A 23713-nucleotide genomic window follows, 5' to 3' on the forward strand; every position below is an offset into this window, starting at 1 on the left:
ATTTTGTATAAAAAAAGTATATACTTTTACTGATATTTATATAAATACGCACTTTGAAGTGATATAGTTTCTTCAAAGAAACCATGGGAAAGGAAATATATGAGAAAAAAAGTCTTTGGTGTTTTACAAAGAATAGGACGTAGTTTTATGTTACCTATTGCTGTTCTTCCAATTGCAGGGATGTTTTTAGGAATTGGAAGTTCACTTACAAATGAAGCAACGATTGCTTCACTTGGTATGGAAAGTATTTTGGGAAATGGAACAATTTTAAATCAAATATTAACGTTATTAATGGCTGTTGGACAAACTATTTTTGATAATCTACCGTTAATTTTTGCCGCTTCTGTTGCTTCAGGAATGGCTAAGAAATCAAAAGAAGTCGCTGTTTTATCTTCGATTATTGCTTTTTTTGTGATGCATTCAACAATTCATAGTTTACTTACTTTTAATGGTGTTATTAATGGTAATAAAGTTTTAGTTGATGCCGTAGATGGAACATTGATAAATGTATGTGGACAAATGTCACTACAAATGGGCGTATTTGGTGGGGTTATTGTTGGTTTAGGTGTGAGTTATTTACATAACCATTTCTATCAAATTCAATTACCTAATTTTTTGTCTTTCTTTGAAGGAGAAAGATTTGTCCCAATTATTTCAACAATTGTTTATATTTTTATTGGTTTTTTAATGTTTTATATTTGGCCTAGTATTCAATCAAGTATCTTTAAGATTGGACAATTGATTGCCAGTAGTGGTTATGGAGGTACTTTTGTTTATGGAATTGTTAAACGAGCTCTTGTTCCTTTTGGTTTACACCATGTTTTCTATACGCCTTTTTATCAAACCGCTATTGGGGGATCAATGGAAGTTAATGGGGTCTTGGTTCATGGTGCTCAAAATATTTTCTTTGCTCAATTAGCTGATCCAAACCTAAAACATTTCAGTGTTGAAGCAGCAAAATATTTCTCTGGTGAATTTATGATTATGATTTTCGGTTTACCAGGTGCTGCTTTAGCGATGTATCAATGTGCTAAAGATGAATCAAAAAAAGTTGTAAGAAGTCTCTTTTTATCAGCGGCTCTTACCAGTATATTGACTGGAATTACTGAACCGATTGAATTCGCCTTTATCTTTGTAGCACCTATGTTATTTGTAGTGGATGTCTTTTTAGCGGGTACGGCTTTTGTTTTAGCACAAGCTTTAAGAGTGACAATTGGCTTTACTTTTTCTTGTGGTTTGATTGATTTTGTTATTTTTGGGGTATTACAAGGCAATAGTAAAACTCATTGGATTTTTATTGTAATCTTTGGGCTTATTTATTTCTTCCTATATTATTTTTCATTCCGTTTTTTAATTAAGAAATTTGATTTAAAAACACCAGGAAGAGAAGATGATAATAAATTAACGATTTTTAATAAAAAGAAAATGGATTATTCTTTTGATCAATCCTTAATTGATCCTCAAGTTCAAATGATTCTTAAAGGATTAGGTGGTCGCCATAACTTTACAGAGCTAGATTGTTGTATTACGCGATTACGTGCAACCTTACAAGAACCTGAATTAGTAAGTGAAGCTTCTTTAAAACAAGCAGGGGCTGCAGCTGTATTATTACAGGGAAATGCAATTCAAATTATTTTTGGTCCTAAAGCTTCTTCTTTAAAAACAAAGATTGATGATTATCTTGAAAACGTCCCCGAAGCTTATGATGAAGAAAAAACAATTGTTTATCATACAACAGATTTAGAAATTGGGAATATTGTTGATGGCGAAGTTTTACCAATTGAAGATTGTAGTGATGATATCTTTGCCCATAAACTTCTAGGAGATGGTTTAATGATTCGCCCTCTTCATGGTGTAGTGGTTTCTCCTTGTGATGGAACGATTTCCATGCTTTATCCTACAAAACATGCTATTGGTATAGAATTGGATAATGGAATGGAATTATTGATTCATTTTGGTATTAATACCGTAAAATTAAATGGACAAGGGTTTGAACTTCTTGTTAAAATAAATCAAAAGGTCAAAAAAGGAGATCTTTTATGGAATGCAGATTTGCATTATATTAAAGAAAATGCGGTAGATGATTGTCTTTTAATGATCGTAACCAAAGGACAAGGGTCTCTTGAAAAGATTTATGGAAATAAAAAAATTGGCGAAACAGTTTTAAAAATAAGAGAGTAGGTGAACAAAATGTATCAAGTCTTAAAAATATTAAATAATAATACCATTCTTGCTAAAGAAGGTAATAATGAAATTATTATTTTGGCTAAAGGAATTGGTTTTGGTAAAAAAGTAAATGATCATTTTGAAATTCCACCTCAAGCTAAAAAATATATGATGCAAAAAAACTATCAAGCCAAAGATAAGTTAAAGAAAGTTATTGATTATATTAATCCGGTTTATTTAGAAATTGCGGCTGAAATCATCAAAGAAGCAACTAATAAATTTCAAAAAGTAAATCATGATATTCTTATTCCACTTGCTGATCATATTCATTTTACAATCAAACGTATGGATGAAAATATCATGCCTAGTAATCCATTTACTTATGATATACGACTTCTTTTCCCTGATGAATATGAAGTTGCTTTAAAATCAAAAGAAATAATTAAATCTTTTATTAATAAAGAAATCAACAATGATGAAGTAAGTTTCATTACTTTACATATTCACTCGGCAATTTCTTCTAATAAAGTAGGAGAATCCATGGAAGCTGCTCGTATTGTTCATGAAAGTATTATTAAATTACAAACGGATTTAAATATGAAAATTGATATTGAATCTATTTCTTATGCCCGTTTAATGAATCATATTAAATTCCTAATCATTCGTTTAAATACTAATGAACAATTACAAATGGATATTAGTGAATTTACAAAAAATAAATTTCCTTTTGCTTATGAACAAGCAATAAGAATGTGTGATAATTTATCAAAGGTACTTCATAAAGAATTACCAGAATCAGAAGTTGGTTATCTTGCTTTACATTTGGAAAGAATTTTATCAAGTGCATTTCAAAATTAGGAGGAAACTCCTTTTTTTATTTATTGATAAATTGTGATTGTTTTATATTATATTTTATTCTTTTCATTATTTTTTGTATGATAAAAAATAATGAAAGAACATCAAAATGTAAAAAAATGATTGACGCTTACATTTTTTGGTGTTAGTATAGCAATGTAATTAAATTGAATATTCAATAGTGTGTAACTTTAAGTAGGCATTAACTATTTTAAAAAAGAGCAATAGCTTTATTGTATCTTCTTTTAAATAGTTGGCCTACTTTTTTGTTATTCAATGTTAATTAAAGAGAGGGAGGAAAAATATGGTAGGAATTATTCTTGCAAGTCATGGTGAATTCGCTAATGGAATTTTACAATCTGGTTCTATGATTTTCGGTGAACAAAAAGATGTAAAAGCTGTGACTTTACAACCAAGTGAAGGTCCTGATGATTTAAGAGCAAAAATGGAAGAAGCTATTTCCACTTTTGAAAATCAAGACGAAGTTCTTTTCTTAGTTGATTTATGGAGTGGTACTCCTTTCAACCAAGCAAACTTATTACTTAACGGTCATGAAGATCATTGGGCAATCGTTACTGGGTTAAATTTACCAATGCTTATTGAAGCATATGCAATGCGTATGTCTACTGACAGCGCACATGAAATCGCAACTCATATCTGTGAAGTTGCTAGAGACGGAGTTAACATTCGTCCAGAAGAATTAGAACCTAAAAAGGAAGAAGCAGTAAAAGATGAAAAACCAGCACCTGCTGGGGCTATTCCTGAAGGAACTGTTCTTGGAGATGGACATATTAAATATGTCTTAGCTCGTGTTGATACACGTTTATTACATGGTCAAGTAGCTACTACTTGGACAAAATCAACTCAACCAACTCGTATCATTGTTGTATCTGATGCAGTATCTCAAGATGCATTACGTAAACAAATGATTGAACAAGCTGCACCACCAGGTGTTAAAGCAAACGTTGTACCAATCAAAAAGATGATCGAAGTCGCTAAAGATCCTCGTTTTGGTGCTACTAAAGCTTTATTGTTATTTGAAACTCCTCAAGATGCTTTAAGAGCTATTGAAGGTGGCGTTGATATTAAAGAGTTGAATATTGGTTCTATGGCTCACTCAGTTGGTAAAGTAGTTGTTAATAAAGCCATTGCTATGGATCAAAAAGATGTTGAAACTTTAGAAAAATTAAAAGAAATGGGTGTTACTTTCGATGTTCGTAAAGTACCTGCTGATTCTAAAGAAAATATGGACAGTCTTCTTAAAAAAGCAAAGACTGAACTTCAAAATATGAAATAGGGGGAAAATTTAATGTCTGCAATTACTATTATGTTAATTATTTTAGTAGCATTATTAGCAGGTATGGAAGGGATTTTAGATGAATTCCAATTCCATCAACCACTAGTAGCGTGTACTTTAATTGGTTTAGTTTCAGGACATCTAAGTGAAGGTATTGTCTTAGGTGGTTCTTTACAAATGATTGCCTTAGGATGGGCAAACGTTGGTGCTGCTGTTGCTCCAGATGCTGCTTTAGCTTCTGTTGCTTCTGCAATTATCATGGTTTTAGGTTTAAATGGTGGTACTGTTAATACACAAACAGCTATCTCTACTTCAATTGCTGTTGCAATTCCTTTATCAGTAGCTGGTTTATTCTTAACTATGATTTGTCGTACAATCGCTATCCCATTAGTTCACTTAATGGATGGTGCTGCTGAAAAAGGAGATTTCCGTAAAATTGAAATCTATCAAATTTTAGGTATCTTATTACAAGGTGTCAGAATCGCAGTTCCTGCTGCTGCACTATGTATCGTTCCTGCTGAATCAGTAACTAGTGTTTTAAATCAAATGCCTGCTTGGTTATCAGGTGGTATGACTGTTGGTGGTGGAATGGTTGCCGCTGTAGGTTATGCAATGGTTATTAATATGATGTCAACTAAAGAAACTTGGCCATTCTTTGCTATCGGTTTCGTATTAGCTGCATTAAGCGAATTAACATTAATCGCTTTAGGTGCTTTAGGTGTTGCTATTGCTTTAATTTACTTAGGATTAAAAGAAAACGGTGGTTCTGGTAATGGTGGTTCTACTGGTTCTGGTGATCCATTAGGTGATATTTTAAATGACTATTAATCTTGAAGGAGGAAAGAAATATGGCAGAAAAAATTCAATTAAGTAAAAAAGATCGTTTATCAGTTGCTTGGCGTCATCAGTTCCTTCAAGGATCATGGAACTATGAACGTATGCAAAATGGTGGTTGGTGTTATTCAATTATCCCAGCTATCAAAAAATTATACAAAGATCCACAAGATAGAGCAGATGCTTTAAAAAGACATCTAGAATTCTATAATACACATCCTTATGTTTCAGCTCCAGTTATGGGTGTTACATTAGCCTTAGAAGAAGAAAGAGCTAATGGTGCTGAAATCAATAATCAAGCTATTCAAGGGGTTAAAGTTGGTATGATGGGACCTCTTGCAGGGGTTGGAGACCCAGTATTCTGGTTCACTTTAAGACCAATCTTAGGTGCTTTAGGTGCTTCTCTTGCTTTAGGTGGAAGTATTGTTGGTCCTTTATTATTCTTCTTTGCTTGGAATATTATCCGTATGGCATTTATTTGGTATACTCAAGAATTTGGATATAAAGTTGGTACTTCTATCGCAAAAGATTTATCTGGTGGTTTATTAGGTAAAATTACTCAAGGTGCTTCTATTTTAGGTATGTTCATTATCGGTTCTTTAGTTCAACGTTGGGTAAGTATTTCATTTACTCCTGTTGTTTCTAGAGTTACTCAATCTGAAGGTGCTTATATTGATTGGAGTCAAATCAAAGGTGGGGCTGAAGGTATTAAATCAGCTTTATCTCAATATGCTTCCCTTGGAGCTACTGGATTAGATAAAATTAAAGTTACTACTTTACAACAAAACTTAGATCAATTAATTCCTGGTCTTGCAGCATTATTACTTACATTACTTTGCTGCTGGTTATTAAAGAAAAAAGTTTCACCAATCGTTATTATCGTTGCATTATTTATCGTTGGTATCTTAGCTCGTTTAGCTGGAATTATGTAATTTAAAAAGTTCAATATTTATGGAGGGAATATATGGTACAATCATTAAATAAAAAAGTCGATTTAACAATTAATGCTACTTCTTATTTAGGAATGGCAAACTATGGTAAAGTGTTAGTCGGGGATGAAGCTTTTGAATATTACAATGATAAAAACGTCAATGATTATATTCAAATTCCTTGGTCTGAAGTAACAGAAATCATGGCAAGTGTCATGTTTAAAGGAAAATGGATTCCTCGTTTTGCAGTTGTTACGAAAAACAACGGAAACTTTATCTTTTCGACAAGAGATAATAAAAAGACATTAAGAGCTGTTAGAAATTATGTTGATCCAAATAATATGGTTCGTTCTCTTAGTTTCTTTCAAGTAATCTCTCGTGGTTTAAAATCATTATTCAAACGTAAATAAATATTGAGCAAAGGAGCTTCATTGCTCCTTTTTTTTGTTATAATGAAAGAGGTGATATTATGGATCTAAATAAAATACATTATTTCTTTAAAGCTGTTGAATATAAAAACTTTACGCAAGCAGCTAACGCTTGTCATATTGGACAAACAACCATGTCTAAATACATTGCTGTCTTAGAACAAGAACTCCAAACACAGCTATTTATAAGAGAACATAGAACATTAACTCTTACTAAGCAAGGAAAACAGTTCTATGAAGGAATGAAAAACATTTATACTTCTTATCAAACTTTATGTCAAAATATTCAACAAACGAATACTTTACATATAGGAATGAAAACAACAGATTTTACAGACTTTGAAATTCTTGAAAGCTTTGAAAAGAAATACCCACATCTTTCTATTTCTTATTCTTATCTTGAAGAAAATGAATTGATGGAAGGCCTAAAAGCGCATCAACTCGATGCGTTAATTTCTCCAAGCATGCTCTCTTTCTACAAAAACAATCCAATTGAAACAACAACCTTATCTAAAGAAAACGTTTCTCTTGTTTGTTCAAAAGAACTGATCCATAAATATCATACAATAGAAAAGGTCATTCAATCTGTTCCCTATATTACAAAAGCAACAGATCAAAACTATCATCAATTATGTAAAGATGAACTTTATAAAATTTATCATACAACTTTTAATAAAGTAGAATACGTTAAAGAATTTCCTAAACAACTTCTTTTACTTAATCTATCTAGAGGTTTTTCAATCCTTCCTACCAAAGAAGTAGAAAATAGAAATCAGTTCTATTTAGAGGATATTAGTAAATACTTTGCGGATCTTGAAAAAATAGATCTTGTTTATTTAAAACAAAATAAATCAGAGAACTTAAATCTATTATTGCAACATATCCATGAAAAAAAGTGCTAGATTAAGCATTTTTTTTCGTTTTATCTTTTAACATTTATCCTATATAATACAAAGCAAGGAGTTGATGTTATGCAAAAAGATTTAACAAAAGGCAGTGCCTTAAAAAATATTATTACTTTCTCATTACCTTTTTTACTTGCTAATTTCTTACAAACATTCTATGGCATGGCTGATTTATTTATTGTCGGTCAATACAATGGAGCCGCTTCTTTATCAGGGGTTTCTATTGGAAGTCAGGTCATGCATATGATTACTGTTATGCTTGTAGGAATTGCAATGGGTTCAACGGTCATGATTGGCCGTTATGTTGGTGAAAGAAAAGAAGAAGAAAAAAGGATGACTGTAGGAAATACAATCATTATCTTTATGATTTTATCTCTGATCGTTACTTTGATTTTATTATTCTTTATTAATCCGATTGTTTCTATTATGTCTACACCTGTAGAAGCGATTCAAGAAACAACGATTTATTTAAAAATATGTTTTATCGGAATTCCTTTTATTACTGCTTACAATATTATTAGTTCTATTTTTAGGGGATTAGGGGATTCTAAAAGCCCTATGTATTTTGTGGCAGTTGCTTGTTTTTTTAATATCGTGTTAGATTTTATTTTCATTGGTTATTTCAATATGCATGCCGTTGGAGCAGCATTTGGGACAGTGATTTCACAACTTATGAGTGTAATTGTTGCTTTATTTGCAATTATTAAAAGAAAATTGATTGTCATCCATAGACACCATTTTAAATTACATAAAAAGATTATTAAAGATATCTTTAAAATTGGTTTTCCTATTTCTATGCAAGATGGTTTGATTCAAATATCATTCATTATTATTACGATTATTGCCAATAGCCGTGGCGTTGATATTGCCGCGGCAGTTGGTGTTGTAGAAAAAATCATTAGCTTTTTATTCTTAGTACCATCAAGTATGTTATCTGCCATCTCGGCAATCTGTGCACAATGTGTTGGAACAAAACAACATCAAAGAGCAAGACAAACTTTACGCTATGGATGCTTTATTGCTTTAGGATTTGGAATTTTCTTTGCGCTTACTTGTCAATTTATTTCCAAGGAAATTCTTTCGTTATTTACAAGTGAAGCTGCAGTTATTATGTATGGTAGTCAATATTTAAAAGGATATGTTTTAGATTGTGTCTTTGCTTCTATTCATTTCTGTTTTAGTGGTTTCTTTACAGCTTATGGTTATTCTATGATTTCATTTATTCATAATGTAATCTCTATTGTTTTAATAAGAGTACCTGGGGCTTATATTACTTCTAAGCTTTTCCCTGATACTTTGCTTCCTATGGGTCTTACACCAGCATTAGGTTCTATTTTATCAGCAATTATTTGTGTAAGTATTTTTATCATTATGAAGAAAAAAAATAAATTTGATTATTAAAACGTCATCCAAGTGATGACGTTTTTACTTAAACTTAATTGAAAGAATACATGTATAATCATTCTTTATCTTTTTGTTTGTTTCTAACCCTTTTATAGGAAGAGATGTGACATGATTTTTTCCATAAGATAATGCCACTAACATTTGTTTTTTACTATATTTAATAGATGTTTTTTCTTCAATTTTATCATAATCCCAAACATCATAGTTACTAATGTTTTCTAAAAATGAAATACCTTCAGCTACATAATACCCATCTTCAAAAGCATCTATAATCTTCAAAGTAGAAGCTTCATAATCAACTACTAAAGCAATATTTCCGGTATTTGTTCCTTTTGAAGGATTATTATAAAATGTACAGATTTCTTTATCAGATATCTTTTTACCTTTTTGATATTGGGTTAAATACATAGTTAATGAATCATAATTCTTTTTTGAATTATAATGAAATAACAAAATATTCCCTGGATGACTAGAAAGCATATTTGCCGTTTGCATTTCTGTGCTTTTTTCTAAATAAGGTTCTATATAGTTTTGTGGTTGTGTTAATTTTTGGTAGATAAATATGCTTGTAATAAATATGAAAACAACAAGCATAACTATTAATAATCTTATAATTTTCTTTAGATACTTTTGTTTGTTTTTATTATCTTTTGTAATCTGAATAATATTTTCTTCTGCTTTTTGTTCAATTGTTTCTTTAGGTATATCTTCGCCAGCCAGAAACTCATTAATACTTATTCCTAATATTTCACATAATTCAAGATAGACTGTTACGTCTGGTAAACAAATACCTCTTTCCCATTTAGATACAGATTTATCAGACATATTTAACTTTTCAGCAAGCTGTTTTTGTGTTAAGCCTTGTTCTTTTCTTTTAAAAGCTATATATTTACCTATTTTGATAAGATCCATATGACCACTTCCTTTAATCAAATCATATCATTTTAAATAGAAAACAACACCTCTTATAAGTAGAATTTATATCTTTTTATATTTTGAAAAAATAAACAAATAAAAAGTAATTTAGATATAATAAAATTAGGAAAATAAGATAAAAAGAGGAGAACATAATATGAAACAATTTCCAGAAGGATTTTTATGGGGTGGAGCTACTGCCGCTAACCAATATGAAGGTGGTTGGAAAGAAGGCGGAAAAGGTGTAAGTTGTAGTGATGTACAATTATTCACTGATCCTAAATCTATGAAAGATTTATTAAATACACATGGTTTATGTGATATTTCTGATGAAATGATTGAAAAAGCTTTAAGTACAGATGATGAAGTTTATTATCCTAAACGCCATGGGATTGATTTTTATCATCATTATAAAGAAGATATTGCTTTACTTGCAGGTATGGGATTTAAAGTTTATAGAATGTCTATTGCTTGGTCTCGTATTTTCCCTAGAGGGGATGAATTAGAACCAAATGAAGAAGGTTTAAAATTCTATGATGATGTCTTTGATGAATGTTTAAAATATGGGATGCAACCATTAGTTACTATGTCCCATTATGAACCACCACTAGCATTCTGTATGGACTATAATGGTTGGTATGATCGTCGTTCCATTGAATTCTTTACACGTTATGTTGATGTTATTACTAAAAGATATAAAGATAAAGTAAAATTATGGTTAACATTTAATGAAATTGATTCAATCATTAGACATCCATTTATGACAGGGGGACTTATTGAATCAAGATTCAAACCAGAAGAATTTGAAGAAGTTGAATATCAAGCAATGCATCATCAATTTGTGGCAAGTGCTTTAGCGGTAAAAATGACACATGAAAATATTCCTGACGCTAAAGTAGGTTGTATGCTTACAAAATTAACTTACTATCCATATACTTGTAAACCAGAAGACCTTTTAGAACAACAACAAAGAATGAGACAAATCTATTGTTATAGCGATACACAAGTTCATGGTGAATATCCTAAATATTTATTACAAATGTATAAAAATAAAGGATTCAATATTAAAATGACTGATGAAGATCTAGAAATCATGAAAAAATATCCTGTTGATTTCATTTCATTCTCTTACTATTCATCTAGTTGTGTAGCTGCTGATACAAAAGGCTTAGAAATGAGTGCAGGTAATACAGAAACAGCTATTAAAAATCCATATATTCCAAGTTCTGATTGGGGATGGCAAATTGATCCAATCGGTTTAAGAATTTCATGTGTTGATTTATATGATCGTTATAGAAAACCATTATTTATTGTAGAAAATGGTTTAGGAGCGAAAGATACAGTGGAAGAAGATGGGTCTATTAATGATGATTATCGTATTGATTATTTAAGAGAACATATTAGACAAATGTATAAAGCTATTGAAGAAGACGGTGTTGAATTAATGGGTTATACAACTTGGGCACCAATTGATTTATTATCTAACTCTACAAATCAAATGTCTAAACGTTATGGATTTATTTATGTAGATGTTGATGATTATGGTAATGGAACTTATAAACGTTCTAAAAAGAAATCATATGATTGGTATAAAGAAGTGATCGCTACAAATGGATCTTCTATTTTAGATGATTAATTCAAAAGGAATCGCAAGATTCCTTTTTTTACTATACTTTGATATAACGTTGATTTTTACTTTTTGGTTTATCTGGTATTGTCATATAAATCAAATTTTGATCTATCGCAGGACGAAGATAGTTTCTTCTAAATCCTTCTTTTGCTTTTAAATTAAGTTTTTGCATAAGCTCATTACTAGAATAGGAAACATCATCTTCCATAACATCTAGTAATTTTTTTATATTAGGATCTATTTGTTCAATATCTTCATTAACTTGTTTAGAAATATCATCTAAAATTTTATCTATTTGACTTAACATAAATTCAATAAATAAAGTTGATTCTCCTAATACATGACACTTAGCTACTACACTATAGTAATCATCTTGAAATTTTTCTATTTGACTTTCAAGTGGAATATATTCAAAGATTGGTTTCCATTTAGATAATAGTGTTGTATGCCATAATCTTGCAATTCTTCCATTTCCATCACAAAAGGGATGAATAAAAACAAATTCATAATGAAATATACAACTTAATATTAAAGGATGCGTATTATCTTTTTCATCTTGCATCCAATTAAATAAGTCATCCATAAGTGAAGGAACAAGATATGGGGATGGCACAATAAAAATACAACGTCCTCGATCATCAAAACCCCTTCATCACTATTACGAAATTCACCTGATATATCAACAACATATTTTGTCATAATACCATGAGACTTTTTTAATTCTTCAATATCATAAGGATCTATTTCTTTTATTCTTTCATAAGCATCAAAAGCATTCTTTACTTCTTGAATTTCTTTTTGTTTACCTAAAACAATTTTACCATTTATAACATCTCTTACTTGTCCTAAAGACAAAGAATTAGCTTCTATTTTTAAAGACGAATGAATTGATCTAATACGGTTATTTCTTCGTAAATGGGGCTTTGATTCTAAATTATGCGTAGCTGAAATGTTTCCTATTTTTTCAGAAATAGAAGATACATAGGCTAATATTTGATTTGTGATGGTATAAGGTGGTTGATAACTCATTTCTAACTTCTCCTTTTCATACGTACTATCATACGTATTATCTTGCGTACTTTCTTACGTATTTGTCTATTTTCTTTTCTTGAAAATTATTGATTATTAATTTGTGATATAATTAACGAAAGGAGAAACGTTATGAAACAAAAGGTATTATTTTTTGATATTGATGGAACATTAATATGGTCTTATGGTGGTATTCAAGAAATTCCTCAAGGTGTACAAAAAGAACTAAAAAGATTAAAGGAACAAGGACATAAACTCTTTATTTGTAGTGGACGTCCTAAAGCCATGTTAGATCAAAAGTGGTGGGATGGTACTTTTGATGGTTATGTTTTAAATAATGGTGGTTATGTAGAAATTGATGGAAAATCTATTTATGAAAATAGAATGGATTATGAGTTATGTTTAAAGACAGCAAATATGTTAGAAGACCTTCATTGTGATTATATGATTGCGACAGCGAATCATTTATACATTGATCCTTCTTATAAAGAACTTTATAACTTCTTTGTTCAAAATGGACATTTTAAAGATCTATTTACAACAAAGTTTGATCGTAATGAGGTATTAAAAAGAGCGATTAAAATAGAAGCAAATGTCACAAATAACGATCGTGAAAAGATTGAAAACTATATTAAAAATGATTTTGGTTATGTCATTAATTTTGATGAACATGGTAGTGATAATGCTTTTGAATTTTATTCACCAACAATTTCAAAAGCAACAGGTATTCAAAAAGTTCTTAATTATTATCATTTAGATCAAGATGACACATACGCTTTTGGTGATGGAGAAAACGATTTAGAAATGATTGAATTTTGTCGTGTAGGGGTTGCCATGGGAAATGCCTGTGATTTATTAAAAGCTAAAGCAAATATTGTTTGTAAATCTATTGTAGATGATGGATTAGAAGATGTTTTAAAAATTTTATTTAGTGAGTAGGAGAAATTTATGATTCAATTTCATGAAGAAAGTAAAACTTTTCATTTATATAATGATCAAATCAGTTATATCTTTAAAATCTTAAAAAACAATCAATTAGGTCAACTCTATTATGGGAAAAGAATTCATGATCGAGATAACTTTGATCACCTTTTTGAAACAAGTCCTCGACCAATGTCATCTTGTAGCTATGAAGGTGATCTCACTTTTTCATTAGAACATATTAAACAAGAATATCCTGTTTATGGTTCTGGTGATTTACGTCATCCAGCAATCGACATCACCCAAGAAAATGGCAGTCATATTTTAAACTTTGAATATGTAAATCATCAAATAATTCAAGGTAAACCTCAATTAGATCATTTACCTGCAACTTATGTAGAAAAAGAAGATGAAGCACAAACATTGATCATTACCCTATATGATGATGTTATTGATACAAAATTACAGTTAAGTTATACCATTTATCATGATTTACCTGTTATTACAAGAAATGCTTTTATTATTAATGAAGGAAAACAAAAATTAAGACTTAATCAGATGATGTCTATGTCTTTAGACTTACCTGATCAAGATTATGAAATGATTGAACTTACAGGATCATGGGCAAGAGAACGTTCTATTAAAACAAGAAAACTTACTGAAGGTATTCAAAGTATTTATTCTTTAAGAGGCTGTTCTTCTCATCAATTTAATCCTTTTATTGCTTTAAAAAGAGAAAATTGTAAAGAAACAAGTGGTGAAGTTTTAGGTTTTAGTTTGGTTTATAGTGGTAACTTTTTGGCCCAAGTAGAAGTCGATAATTATCATGTCTCACGTGTATCTATGGGAATTCATCCTCATGGTTTTGAATATCTATTAGATCATTTAGATTCTTTTCAAAGTCCTGAAGTTGTAATGGTTTATAGTAATCAAGGACTGAATAAGATGTCACAAACATATCATCAACTTTATCAAAAAAGACTTGCTAGAGGAAAATATCGAGATCAAGTAAGACCTATTTTGGTGAATAATTGGGAAGGAACTTATTTTGATTTTAATGAAGATAAGATTGTTTCAATGGCTAATACAGCAAAAGAATTAGGAATTGAGTTATTTGTGTTAGATGATGGTTGGTTTGGTAATAGAAATAATGATCATCAAGGATTAGGAGATTGGTTCCCTAATTTAGATAAACTGCCTCATGGAATTCGTGGTCTATCAAAGAGAATTCATGATTTAGGTTTAAAATTTGGATTATGGTTTGAACCAGAGATGGTCAATGAAAATTCTAACTTATATAGAAATCATCCTGAATGGATATTAAAAACTCCTCATAGAAAGAGTTGTCATGGAAGAAATCAATATATTTTAGATTTTTCTAATCATGAAGTTGTTGAATATATTGCCCAGGCAATGATGAATGTGATTGATGATTCCTGTATTTCATATATTAAATGGGACATGAATCGTTGTATGTCAGAAGTCTATTCAAGCACTCATGATGTTTCATCACAAGGAAGAGTCATGCATGAATATATCCTAGGTGTTTATCATTTATACGATGTTCTAACAACTAAATACCCTGATATACTCTTTGAATCCTGTGCAAGTGGAGGAGCACGCTTTGATCCAGGAATGCTTTATTATGCCCCTCAATGTTGGACCAGTGATGATACAGATGCAATAGAAAGATTAAAGATTCAATATGGAACTTCTCTTGTTTACCCACTTTCTTCAATGGAATCACATGTTTCAGCAATTCCTAATCATCAAACATTTAGAAATACACCACTTGAAACACGTGCTAATGTAGCTTATTTTGGTACTTTTGGTTATGAATTAGATGTTAATCAATTAACCTTTGAAGAAAAAGAAATTATTAAAAAACAAATTAGTTTTATGAAACAATATCGTTCTTTATTTCAATTTGGAACATTTTATCGTTTAAAAAGTCCATTTACATCAAACGAAACAGCTTGGATGGTTGTCTCTCATGATAAAACACAAGCAATTGTTGGTTACTATCGACCTTTACAAGAAGTTAATGTAGGTTATCGTCGTTTACCTTTATTAGGTTTAGATGAAGATAAGATGTATCATGTTAATGATTTAGATTTATATGGAGATGAATTGATGAATGTGGGACTTATTATAAGTGATAGTTCTTGTGGTGAAAATAAGGATGGTTGTGGAGATTATTATTCTAAATTATATATTTTAAAGGAGAGAAAAGAAAATGAGTAATGAATGGTGGAAGAAAGAGATAGCTTATCAAATTTATCCTAAGAGTTTTAAGGACTCTAATGGAGATGGAATTGGTGATTTAAGAGGGATTATTGAAAAGCTTGATTATTTAAAGGATTTAGGAGTGACTTTGTTATGGTTATGTCCTATTTATAAATCACCTATGGATGATAATGGATATGATATTTCTGATTATTATGATATTAATCCTGAATTTGGAACAATGGCTGATTTAGAAGAATTGATTGAAAAGGCTAAAGTTAAAGGAATTAAGATTATTATGGATCTCGTTATCAATCATAGTTCAGATGAACATGCTTGGTTTCAAGAAGCTTTAAAAGATCCAAATAGTCCTTATCATGACTATTATATCTTTAAATCCTCTAAAGATGGTAAAGAACCAAATAACTGGAGATCTGTTTTTGGAGGTTCAGTATGGCAAAAGGTAGAAGGTAGAGATGAATATTATTTCCATGCTTTTTCTAAAAAACAACCTGATTTAAATTGGGAAAATCCAACTTTAAGACAAGAACTTTATAAAATGATTAATTGGTGGTTAGATAAAGGAATTGCGGGATTTAGAGTTGATGCAATTAACTTTATTAAAAAGGATCAAAGATATTTAGATGGTCCTGTTGATGGACAAGATGGTTTAAGTGCTTGTTTTGATTTTGCGAGAAATCAACCAGGTATTGAAGTATTCTTTGATGAATTAAAGAAAGAAACTTTTGAAAAGCATAATTGTATGACTGTTGCAGAAGCAGTAGGGGTTCAATATAAGGATTTAGGTATTTTTATTGGTGAACAAGGATGTTTTTCAATGATGTTTGATTTTAATTATTGTAATTTTGATATTAGTGAAGATGAAGAATGGTTTAAAAGAAATGATTGGACTGTTAAACAATTTAAAGAATTGTTGTTTACAAGCCAAAGAGAAGTACAAAAACTTGGATGGATTGCTAGTTTCTTGGAAAATCATGATCAACCTAGAGCAATCGATAAATTTGTGTTAGATAAGAAAAATCATAATTATTATTCTCAAACAATGCTTGCTGGTATGTTCTTTAATTTAAGAGGAACACCATTTATCTATCAAGGTGAAGAAATTGGTATGGAAAACTTTGAAAGAGAAAGCATTGATGAATTTGATGATATTGGAAGTCATGGACAATATCAAAGAGCTTTAGAAGAAGGCTTTACTAAAGAAGAAGCCATGCATTTCCTTAACCTTAGAAGTAGAGATAATACCAGAACACCAATGCAATGGGATAGTAGTGAATATGCTGGATTCAGTAATCATGAACCATGGTTAAAAATGACAGGAAGCCAAGATAAAATCAATGTTGAAAGTCAATTCAATGATCCAAATTCAATCTATAGCTTCTATAAAAAAATGATCTCTATTAGAAAACAAGAAGATATTCTTGTTTATGGAGATTTTAAAGAAGTAAATACTGTAGATGATGTTATTGGTTATAAACGTACTTATCAAGGACAAGAAATTATTTGTTTATGTAACTTTACAAACACTGAACAACCAATTCCTGAAACTCAAGGAAACATTTTGTTAGATAACTACAACAATTACAACCCAACAACCTTAAAACCTTATCAATTTATTATGATCAAAAAATAATAACAGCCCTTTAGTGATAAACTAGAGGGCTTTTTATTGCCGTTATCGGCAAAAACTATACATTTTAACAACGTATAAATTTATGTTTATTGCCGATAACTTCTATTATTTACTTTATTTGTTTAAATACGATGTTTTTTAACATAATTTTTAACTTGTTCTTTTACTTGATAATATGTCTTTAAAGCATCTTCTCTATATTCTGGGCTATCTGGTGTATCATCAAAATAACTTATATACCATTGATCTACTACTTTCAAAAACCACTTTGTTTGAGGCAATTGCTCTTGAGCAATTACAAAAGTATCAAAATCTTCTTTAACACCTTTATAAATACCTTTTGATACAATTTCTACACCACGTGATTTAAAATACTTATCTATCTTTTGATAACATTCATTCAAATCAATATTATTCTTTTTTGCCTTTTCTTCACTTAAATAGATTTCCATCAACATATATCAAATACCTCACATCATCAATCAAAAACGTCTACTGGTTGAATATAACTTTTCATACTATATTCATCACTTACAATTGTTACATCAAATTCTTTAACACAATATTTTAGCCATGTATAATTTGAAGATAATTTTTTAATTATTTGTACTACTTCAGCCATTGAAATAGGATATAAAGAAACATAACCTGAATATTGTCTATGTTTAAATCCATTATTAATAAAATACTTTTTAAGATCACTCCATCCTTTTTTATAATTTTTTGAAGGGTAGTATTTTTTTAATAGAGAATCATTTAAATCAAAGTTGAGCGCTTTTTTGCTTTCTAAAGAATCCATTATTACGTTTTTCTACTTCATAATAACATCTTAAAGCATCTTCTCTATATTCAGGACTTTCAGGTCCATCTCCAAAATAACTTATATACCATTGATCTACTACTTTTAAAAACCAATTTGTATCAGGTAATGATCCTTGTGCAATAGCAAAAGTATCAAAATCTTTTCTTACGCCTTTATAAATACCTTTTGATACAATTTCTACTCCTCGTGATTTAAAATACTTATCTATCTTTTGATAACATTCATTTAAATCTATATTATTCTTTTTTGCTTTTTCCTCACTTAAATAAATTTCCATCAACATATATATCCACCTCTTATCTTTATCATACATTACTACAATCAATAGTATATCCCTTCACTAATATATACGCCATTCATTTCTATTTTTCTTTTATTATTTTTAATTTTTTATATAATCGTGATTTGATAAATCACGATTATATAATTTCTTTGGACTATTTAAATAATGCAACATAACAAATTTCATTTACTTATTTAAACAGCTTTTAATGTGCATATATAAAACCTAATGATTAAATTAATGTAATACGTTAAAATATACCTATAAAATATTTATAGAAAAGAGATTAATATGAAAAACTTATATCAAACAATGTCTGATTATTTTAAAAATAATCCTATAGATTGGAATTATTACTTAAATGAATTAGAACTTCCTAAAAATATAAATGATGCTAAAAATTTTATAAAAGATTTTTTTGCATATGGTGGAAAGGGTTATTTAATACATGACATAATACAAGAATGTGAACCACTTAGAATAAATCATACTTTATCAGTTTTCTGTATTGGTTTACTTATTAAAAGCAGTTCATATCATGACTTAGAAATAATTGATGATAATCAAAATGAAATTTTTGAATTTAACTATCTTTGGTTCTTAGTTTCTTTATTTCATGATATGGGTTATGTTCAAGAAAAGGATTGGACATATAAATTTGAATATAGAAAAAAATCCAAAGATTTTCAAAATCGCATGAGAATAAATAATCAGCCTATTAACAAATTCAATAAATACCATAACTATAATACATACTATGACTTGGGAATTATTTATTCTTCTCCTTGTTATTTTAGAATAAATCCTATAAAGCCATGTAGCATAACTAATTCTAGAAATAATCCTTGTTCTAATAATAGCATTATTTTCAATAATGGAACTATAATAACTAGAAGTATGTATTCTAAATCTACCATTTTTAATTATTTAGAATATTGCAAAATGAATGAAGATATCAATCATTATGATCATGGAATAGTCGGTGGGCTATGGTTATATGATAGCTTAGTAAAAAATTATTATTTATCTTATATTTCATTAAATGATGATAGCAAAAATATAGAAAATTTCTATATAAATTTTATATCTAATTTTCGATTATCCGCATAAACACTATACTTTCAAGTATTTTGAAGTATAGAAAAAACTCATTTTACCACGATTTTACCACGATTGAATGAGCCTTGATATGACCTATAAAATAACACCCAAAAGACATCATTACACCTAAATGGTGTCTTTTTAAAAAGCAGTCAATCCTAAGACTAACTGCTTTGTGTGTATGGATATGAAATTGTCAAACTGGAATTTGTCTTACAACAATTTATATATGCATAAAAAGCAATATATTTATGAAAACACCCTAAATCCAAAATCTACTCAATTCATTTTTCCTTACATAAAATGTTCTCGTATATTTCACTTCCTCACCAAGTGTTTCCCCTATCAAAACTTCAAAATCATTGATATCAAATTCTGGAAAGAATGTATCTCCATCTTCAATATTTAAATCTACTTCTGTGATATACATTTTATCTACTATTTGCAAAGCTTCCTTAAATAGTCCATATCCACCAGATATGTATACATCTCGTCCTTTAGCCAATAATAATGCATCTTCTAATGATTTAACTGAAACTAAATTATCTCCTTGATACTCTGTTGTGGTGGAAACAACAATATTCATTCTATTAGGCAACGGATGACCGATTTCTTCATAAGACTTTCGCCCCATAATAACCACATTACCCGTTGTTAACTCTCTAAATTGCTTTTGTTCTCCCTTTATTTTCCATGGTATATTACCATTCTTGCCTATAACATTATTCTTTGACCTCGCAACAATCAAACCTATCATCTATTTCATCCTCCATAATATGATGTCGTACCTGTGATTCCATCAAGTGCACCACATCTTAACAAACTCAAAATTATCTCGAACTAACCAGCTCGACAAATTCTAATTTGTCCGTTTCTTCATATCCACATTATATCATTTTCATATCTGCACCACAATAAAATTTTATGCACCGATAATCTTATTGAACAGCTCTAACAAACACCATTTCATCACTCCAATCTGAAATTTAGGTATGAAAAAAGCAGTCAATCCTAAGACTAACTGCTTTGTGTATAGAGATATGAAATTGTGAAATAGAATTTGCCTATTTCAAATCAAAAAGAGAATTTTCATAGTCCTTTACATAGTATCGTATATTTTTACGCCCCTTTTGAATAATGGTATGTCCCTCTGCTTCTAATTTTTCTTTCTGTGCTTCAATACCATTTGGATATTTAGCATTTAATTCTCCGTTTGCTTTTAATGTTCTCCAATAGGGTGTTTCATCTTCGGAACGCTGATAACTCGCCCACGCTACAATAGAAACAAATATACCCGCTGTAATCGGCTCTGTAAAATCTGCACCACTCAATTTTGCAAAGTGTTCTCGTATTTTTCCAACCGTAATCACTTTACCATACGGAACTTTTTTCATTACTTTGTCATAGTCAATCGGGGGAGCAAAATACATTTTGTTTCCACCATATTTCTCAATACTTTTCTGGTCTATGATAATTTGAAATTTTGGCATATCCTTACTATCATGCAACATAGCATTAAAATCTTTTTTATCTTCATTTGCCATTTGTGCCACCTCCTACTTTAAGGATAGTCTGTTTCTTATTTCCATGCAATGAGGCTGTTTGAAAATTATTAACACTTTCAAATTTGTCGCTTTCTTCATATCCATATTATAACAGTTCCATATATCCGCCACAATAAAAATCAGCATACCCTTAGCATTTATGGAACAAAAATGCACACTTTTTCTTTCTTCCTCTTGATTACCCCACAACAGAAAAGAAAAAGCCCTGTCAAGAGCCTTGCCACCATTGGTGGTGCTTTGCACTCTTTACTGGGCTTTTTGTTTGCTGTATCTTCCATGCAAGAGGAAATTAAAGACCTCTGTTCCATTTCGCCTTTAGATAATCTTCATAGTCTGCTTCATTGAAGTCTACTTGTGGAGAAGTGTCGGGAATGTTGTTTCTGTTGTCTATATCCGCAAGCTGACGAAATATCCAATCATCATAAGGGTCATGGTATTTATACTCTTTGGGCTGTTCTCTGTATCGGTCTAACCCTCGCATTTCCTTATGCACTTTTATCATGCGTTCCAGTTTTTGACGCTGTATCAACTGCTTGATTTCCATAAGTTCTTCCAACTCCGTAACCTCATTGGTAATGTAGTTATGGATATACTGTATGAGTTTATATGCCTTGTAAAATGTGCATTCTTTTTCATCATCGAAAAATTCATTTTCAGACAGGTAATCTAAGGAAACATTGAAGTCTTGTTCCCGTTTGATAATATCCATGATATAGGGCTCGGTGTGGTCAATATACTTCCATTCTCCCGACAATAATTCATTGGGCGTTACACCCAGCACGTCCATTATCTTCTCTAACGTATCAAAGGTAGGATAATTCACGCCACGTTCAATCTTGGAAAGGCTCTGCATATTGATACCGATTTTGTCCGCAAGTTCCTGTTGTTTCATTCCTCTGTGTTTTCTTATGGTCTGTATGTTTTCTCCTAAGAAACTGATTTTCTTTTCATAATGCTCCATAACTTAGTATAACCGCTCCTTTCGTTGCTTTTCTTGGTATTTATAAGCATATCATACTTAATCTATATCTAAAAGTCAACAAAAACTTCTTGACAAGTAATTCTAATGGAGTTATTATCGTATTAGACAGAGTGATTAAGCACGCTAGGGTCAATCACACGCTTGAGTAAGCATATAAAATATATATTTTCACTTTGATAGCATGAATAAGCATGGACTATCAGACCGAAAATAAGGTTTCTGACTGGGGCTGTTCCGTTTAGCCACGAGCCTTACAAGGCTCGTGAGCGTTAAGAACGGGGCAGACACAGGAAGAAAGGGAACGCCTTTAGGCGTTCGTAAAGGGCGTATATGTAACACCGCCCTGCGTATACATGTCATAGTACCTAGAAACTGTGATAAATAAAGGAAAAAACACGATTTTTACCCGCAAAAAACGGGGCATACGAAAGGAGCAATGCACTATAACTACACACAAAAATTTATCCGTTAAGATTGATTACATCAGCATTGTATTTGATACTGCAACCGCTGAAGATATAATCATGCACATTTTAGATTTACCGACTGACATTTTCAATGTTTATCCAGCAATGATAAAATTCAAGACTTATCAAGCACGCTGGCAGATTGGAGATATTTATGTATCGGGGGACGCAAGAAAGACAGAGGATAACCCACAGGGGCTAGGCTGTTATCTTGTTATGACCGGCAGAGGTTGTGATGATATTTTCCGTATTCTCGACAGTAGGAATTATACCTTTGGGGATATGTTTCGACGCTGTGAGCGAAGATACGGACTGGATAACTTTCATTTCACAAGACTTGATATTGCCATTGATGATAAGAACGAAAAGCCATTCTTTACCATAGAGCAGATAAAGAAGAAATGCGAAAAAGAGGAATTTATTTCTAATAGTGAGGGCTACCACTTTGACGAAAGCAAGTTTGATGATTTCGACACCGCAAAGACTGTTTATATCGGTGCTGGTAAATCGGGATTATCCTACCGCTTTTATGATAAGGATAAGGAAGTCTGTTCAAAACATAATAAGACACTTGATGAAGTCGGCAGTTGGAAACGGACAGAAATGCAACTGCGTGATGATAAGGCTCATGTTTTTGCCATGACATTCAAAGACAGACCGTTGGAACTTGGGGAACTGGCTTTCGGGTTATTAGCAAACAACCTACGCTTTGTCGTGCCAAACAGAAATGAAAGTAATAAGAGCAGATGGAAAACGTGTCGGTTTTGGGAACGATTTTTAGGGGCTGTGGAAGTCTTGAAACTGCAAGTACCGAAACTACATAATTCCCTTGAGGAAACACAGCAATGGCTCACAGAGGGTGGCGTGATTTCTGCTGTCAAAAGTTTTTATTTCTTAGAAGAACATGATGCATTAGGTGGACTGGAAAAAGTGGGAACTATGCTTGACAGGGCAAGATACAGCAGTTCCCTTTCCAGTAAATTAACCGCCCACTTACAGAGGATAGACCGCACCGACCTTATCCCCTATATCCAGTATGACACGAAACATGGGAAAGGGGGTATCTGATGAATAACAACGACATTCCCGTATGGGAAAAATACACCCTTACCATTGAAGAAGCGTCAAAGTATTTCCGTATCGGAGAAAACAAGTTAAGACGCTTGGCAGAGGAAAACAAGGACGCTGGCTGGCTCATTATGAATGGCAACCGCATACAGATTAAACGCCGACAGTTTGAAAAGGTCATTGATAAATTGGACGCAATCTAATGCAAATGAGCCTTGTATGTGTTATGAT

General features: G+C 30.9%; 24 protein-coding genes. 15 read left to right on the forward strand and 9 right to left on the reverse strand.

The window, feature by feature from the left end:
- The first annotated feature begins 99 nt into the window (after positions 1-99).
- From C7U55_RS03640 to C7U55_RS03675, 8 genes are all read left to right on the forward strand, one after another.
- The gene (locus C7U55_RS03640; RefSeq protein ID WP_106987397.1) at positions 100-2181 is read left to right on the forward strand and encodes a PTS transporter subunit IIABC; all 2082 of its coding nucleotides are present in this window, start codon (positions 100-102) and stop codon (positions 2179-2181) included.
- Between the two features lie 9 nt (positions 2182-2190).
- Positions 2191-3024 (forward strand): PRD domain-containing protein, encoded by an 834-nt coding sequence (locus tag C7U55_RS03645; RefSeq protein ID WP_106987398.1) that lies wholly within the window; start codon positions 2191-2193, stop codon positions 3022-3024.
- Positions 3025-3325: 301 nt separating this feature from the next.
- On the forward strand, positions 3326-4318 hold the full coding sequence (locus tag C7U55_RS03650) for a PTS sugar transporter subunit IIB (protein ID WP_106987399.1): 993 nt from the start codon (positions 3326-3328) through the stop codon (positions 4316-4318).
- 12 nt (positions 4319-4330) lie between these two features.
- The gene (locus C7U55_RS03655) at positions 4331-5146 is read left to right on the forward strand and encodes a PTS mannose/fructose/sorbose transporter subunit IIC (protein WP_106987400.1); all 816 of its coding nucleotides are present in this window, start codon (positions 4331-4333) and stop codon (positions 5144-5146) included.
- Positions 5147-5166: 20 nt separating this feature from the next.
- Positions 5167-6084, forward strand: coding sequence for a PTS system mannose/fructose/sorbose family transporter subunit IID (locus C7U55_RS03660; protein WP_106987401.1), 918 nt, complete (start codon positions 5167-5169; stop codon positions 6082-6084).
- Positions 6085-6116: 32 nt separating this feature from the next.
- The gene (locus C7U55_RS03665; RefSeq protein WP_022002075.1) at positions 6117-6491 is read left to right on the forward strand and encodes a DUF956 family protein; all 375 of its coding nucleotides are present in this window, start codon (positions 6117-6119) and stop codon (positions 6489-6491) included.
- Positions 6492-6550: 59 nt separating this feature from the next.
- Positions 6551-7411: a LysR family transcriptional regulator gene (locus C7U55_RS03670; RefSeq protein WP_106987402.1), complete on the forward strand. Its 861-nt coding sequence runs from the start codon at positions 6551-6553 to the stop codon at positions 7409-7411.
- 69 nt (positions 7412-7480) lie between these two features.
- Positions 7481-8815: an MATE family efflux transporter gene (locus C7U55_RS03675; protein WP_106987403.1), complete on the forward strand. Its 1335-nt coding sequence runs from the start codon at positions 7481-7483 to the stop codon at positions 8813-8815.
- A 24-nt stretch (positions 8816-8839) separates the two neighbouring features.
- Here the strand turns inward: C7U55_RS03675 and C7U55_RS03680 are convergent, their stop codons facing one another.
- Complete coding sequence (locus C7U55_RS03680) at positions 8840-9730, reverse strand: helix-turn-helix domain-containing protein (RefSeq protein ID WP_106987404.1); 891 nt, start codon at positions 9728-9730, stop codon at positions 8840-8842.
- Positions 9731-9890: 160 nt separating this feature from the next.
- Here C7U55_RS03680 and C7U55_RS03685 point away from each other — a divergent pair, with 160 nt between their 5' ends.
- Positions 9891-11369, forward strand: coding sequence for a 6-phospho-beta-glucosidase (locus tag C7U55_RS03685; RefSeq protein ID WP_106987405.1), 1479 nt, complete (start codon positions 9891-9893; stop codon positions 11367-11369).
- A gap of 31 nt (positions 11370-11400) precedes the next feature.
- Here C7U55_RS03685 and C7U55_RS13745 read toward each other — a convergent pair whose 3' ends face one another.
- Both C7U55_RS13745 and C7U55_RS13750 read right to left on the reverse strand, forming a co-directional pair.
- Positions 11401-11946, reverse strand: coding sequence for a Fic family protein (locus tag C7U55_RS13745; protein ID WP_239985160.1), 546 nt, complete (start codon positions 11944-11946; stop codon positions 11401-11403).
- The gene (locus tag C7U55_RS13750; protein ID WP_204638394.1) at positions 11892-12392 is read right to left on the reverse strand and encodes a Fic family protein; all 501 of its coding nucleotides are present in this window, start codon (positions 12390-12392) and stop codon (positions 11892-11894) included. The genes C7U55_RS13745 and C7U55_RS13750 overlap by 55 nt, the downstream gene beginning before the upstream one ends.
- A gap of 132 nt (positions 12393-12524) precedes the next feature.
- On the opposite strand from C7U55_RS13750, the gene C7U55_RS03695 reads away from it, so the two are divergent.
- The 3 genes from C7U55_RS03695 to C7U55_RS03705 are packed head-to-tail and all read left to right on the forward strand — an operon-like array spanning position 12525 to position 17193.
- Complete coding sequence (locus C7U55_RS03695; protein ID WP_106987406.1) at positions 12525-13331, forward strand: HAD family hydrolase; 807 nt, start codon at positions 12525-12527, stop codon at positions 13329-13331.
- 9 nt (positions 13332-13340) lie between these two features.
- A complete protein-coding gene (locus tag C7U55_RS03700) occupies positions 13341-15557 on the forward strand; it encodes an alpha-galactosidase (RefSeq protein ID WP_106987407.1) in 2217 nt (738 codons plus the stop codon).
- Complete coding sequence (locus C7U55_RS03705; RefSeq protein WP_106987408.1) at positions 15550-17193, forward strand: glycoside hydrolase family 13 protein; 1644 nt, start codon at positions 15550-15552, stop codon at positions 17191-17193. The genes C7U55_RS03700 and C7U55_RS03705 overlap by 8 nt, the downstream gene beginning before the upstream one ends.
- Before the next feature lie 122 nt (positions 17194-17315).
- On the opposite strand, the gene C7U55_RS03710 is transcribed toward C7U55_RS03705, so the two are convergent.
- From C7U55_RS03710 to C7U55_RS03720, 3 genes are read right to left on the reverse strand one after another with little or no spacing between them, the layout of a single operon-like run.
- Positions 17316-17651: a hypothetical protein gene (locus C7U55_RS03710; protein WP_106987409.1), complete on the reverse strand. Its 336-nt coding sequence runs from the start codon at positions 17649-17651 to the stop codon at positions 17316-17318.
- A 20-nt stretch (positions 17652-17671) separates the two neighbouring features.
- The gene (gene vapD / locus C7U55_RS03715) at positions 17672-17992 is read right to left on the reverse strand and encodes a VapD family protein (protein ID WP_106987410.1); all 321 of its coding nucleotides are present in this window, start codon (positions 17990-17992) and stop codon (positions 17672-17674) included.
- Complete coding sequence (locus C7U55_RS03720) at positions 17955-18299, reverse strand: hypothetical protein (protein ID WP_106987411.1); 345 nt, start codon at positions 18297-18299, stop codon at positions 17955-17957. Before C7U55_RS03720 ends, vapD begins: the two co-directional genes overlap by 38 nt.
- A gap of 291 nt (positions 18300-18590) precedes the next feature.
- Between C7U55_RS03720 and C7U55_RS13505 the strand changes: the two genes are divergently transcribed.
- Complete coding sequence (locus C7U55_RS13505) at positions 18591-19409, forward strand: hypothetical protein (RefSeq protein WP_106987412.1); 819 nt, start codon at positions 18591-18593, stop codon at positions 19407-19409.
- 253 nt (positions 19410-19662) lie between these two features.
- Here C7U55_RS13505 and dfrF read toward each other — a convergent pair whose 3' ends face one another.
- The 3 genes from dfrF to C7U55_RS03745 form a co-directional block, all read right to left on the reverse strand.
- Complete coding sequence (gene dfrF, locus C7U55_RS03730) at positions 19663-20157, reverse strand: trimethoprim-resistant dihydrofolate reductase DfrF (protein WP_002322211.1); 495 nt, start codon at positions 20155-20157, stop codon at positions 19663-19665.
- Positions 20158-20464: 307 nt separating this feature from the next.
- Positions 20465-20944: an MGMT family protein gene (locus C7U55_RS03735; protein ID WP_002322212.1), complete on the reverse strand. Its 480-nt coding sequence runs from the start codon at positions 20942-20944 to the stop codon at positions 20465-20467.
- A 310-nt stretch (positions 20945-21254) separates the two neighbouring features.
- On the reverse strand, positions 21255-21926 hold the full coding sequence (locus C7U55_RS03745) for a helix-turn-helix domain-containing protein (RefSeq protein WP_002322214.1): 672 nt from the start codon (positions 21924-21926) through the stop codon (positions 21255-21257).
- A gap of 494 nt (positions 21927-22420) precedes the next feature.
- On the opposite strand from C7U55_RS03745, the gene C7U55_RS03750 reads away from it, so the two are divergent.
- Entirely contained in the window at positions 22421-23482 is a 1062-nt protein-coding gene (locus C7U55_RS03750) for a replication initiation factor domain-containing protein (protein WP_347005501.1), read from the forward strand.
- The gene (locus C7U55_RS03755; RefSeq protein WP_002610247.1) at positions 23482-23685 is read left to right on the forward strand and encodes an excisionase; all 204 of its coding nucleotides are present in this window, start codon (positions 23482-23484) and stop codon (positions 23683-23685) included. The genes C7U55_RS03750 and C7U55_RS03755 overlap by 1 nt, the downstream gene beginning before the upstream one ends.
- The last annotated feature ends 28 nt before the right edge of the window (positions 23686-23713 follow it).

The sequence above is a fragment of the Faecalibacillus faecis genome, assembly GCF_003024675.1.
GTDB classification, from domain to species: domain Bacteria; phylum Bacillota_I; class Bacilli_A; order Erysipelotrichales; family Coprobacillaceae; genus Faecalibacillus; species Faecalibacillus faecis.

What these genes read in the sequence shown, in the direction of transcription:
- C7U55_RS03650 (WP_106987399.1), top strand. Translation starts at nt 3,326, where the DNA reads ATGGTAGGAATTATTCTTGCAAGTCATGGTGAATTCGCTAATGGAATT.
- C7U55_RS03755 (WP_002610247.1), top strand. Translation starts at nt 23,482, where the DNA reads ATGAATAACAACGACATTCCCGTATGGGAAAAATACACCCTTACCATT.
- C7U55_RS13745 (WP_239985160.1), bottom strand. Translation starts at nt 11,946, where the DNA reads ATGGATGACTTATTTAATTGGATGCAAGATGAAAAAGATAATACGCAT.
- C7U55_RS03680 (WP_106987404.1), bottom strand. Translation starts at nt 9,730, where the DNA reads ATGGATCTTATCAAAATAGGTAAATATATAGCTTTTAAAAGAAAAGAA.
- C7U55_RS03695 (WP_106987406.1), top strand. Translation starts at nt 12,525, where the DNA reads ATGAAACAAAAGGTATTATTTTTTGATATTGATGGAACATTAATATGG.
- C7U55_RS03665 (WP_022002075.1), top strand. Translation starts at nt 6,117, where the DNA reads ATGGTACAATCATTAAATAAAAAAGTCGATTTAACAATTAATGCTACT.
- C7U55_RS03670 (WP_106987402.1), top strand. Translation starts at nt 6,551, where the DNA reads ATGGATCTAAATAAAATACATTATTTCTTTAAAGCTGTTGAATATAAA.
- C7U55_RS03675 (WP_106987403.1), top strand. Translation starts at nt 7,481, where the DNA reads ATGCAAAAAGATTTAACAAAAGGCAGTGCCTTAAAAAATATTATTACT.
- C7U55_RS03705 (WP_106987408.1), top strand. Translation starts at nt 15,550, where the DNA reads ATGAGTAATGAATGGTGGAAGAAAGAGATAGCTTATCAAATTTATCCT.
- C7U55_RS03645 (WP_106987398.1), top strand. Translation starts at nt 2,191, where the DNA reads ATGTATCAAGTCTTAAAAATATTAAATAATAATACCATTCTTGCTAAA.
- C7U55_RS03710 (WP_106987409.1), bottom strand. Translation starts at nt 17,651, where the DNA reads ATGTTGATGGAAATCTATTTAAGTGAAGAAAAGGCAAAAAAGAATAAT.
- C7U55_RS03685 (WP_106987405.1), top strand. Translation starts at nt 9,891, where the DNA reads ATGAAACAATTTCCAGAAGGATTTTTATGGGGTGGAGCTACTGCCGCT.
- dfrF (WP_002322211.1), bottom strand. Translation starts at nt 20,157, where the DNA reads ATGATAGGTTTGATTGTTGCGAGGTCAAAGAATAATGTTATAGGCAAG.
- C7U55_RS03660 (WP_106987401.1), top strand. Translation starts at nt 5,167, where the DNA reads ATGGCAGAAAAAATTCAATTAAGTAAAAAAGATCGTTTATCAGTTGCT.
- C7U55_RS03655 (WP_106987400.1), top strand. Translation starts at nt 4,331, where the DNA reads ATGTCTGCAATTACTATTATGTTAATTATTTTAGTAGCATTATTAGCA.
- C7U55_RS03640 (WP_106987397.1), top strand. Translation starts at nt 100, where the DNA reads ATGAGAAAAAAAGTCTTTGGTGTTTTACAAAGAATAGGACGTAGTTTT.
- C7U55_RS03720 (WP_106987411.1), bottom strand. Translation starts at nt 18,299, where the DNA reads ATGTTGATGGAAATTTATTTAAGTGAGGAAAAAGCAAAAAAGAATAAT.
- C7U55_RS13750 (WP_204638394.1), bottom strand. Translation starts at nt 12,392, where the DNA reads ATGAGTTATCAACCACCTTATACCATCACAAATCAAATATTAGCCTAT.
- C7U55_RS03735 (WP_002322212.1), bottom strand. Translation starts at nt 20,944, where the DNA reads ATGGCAAATGAAGATAAAAAAGATTTTAATGCTATGTTGCATGATAGT.
- C7U55_RS13505 (WP_106987412.1), top strand. Translation starts at nt 18,591, where the DNA reads ATGAAAAACTTATATCAAACAATGTCTGATTATTTTAAAAATAATCCT.
- vapD (WP_106987410.1), bottom strand. Translation starts at nt 17,992, where the DNA reads ATGGATTCTTTAGAAAGCAAAAAAGCGCTCAACTTTGATTTAAATGAT.
- C7U55_RS03745 (WP_002322214.1), bottom strand. Translation starts at nt 21,926, where the DNA reads ATGGAGCATTATGAAAAGAAAATCAGTTTCTTAGGAGAAAACATACAG.
- C7U55_RS03700 (WP_106987407.1), top strand. Translation starts at nt 13,341, where the DNA reads ATGATTCAATTTCATGAAGAAAGTAAAACTTTTCATTTATATAATGAT.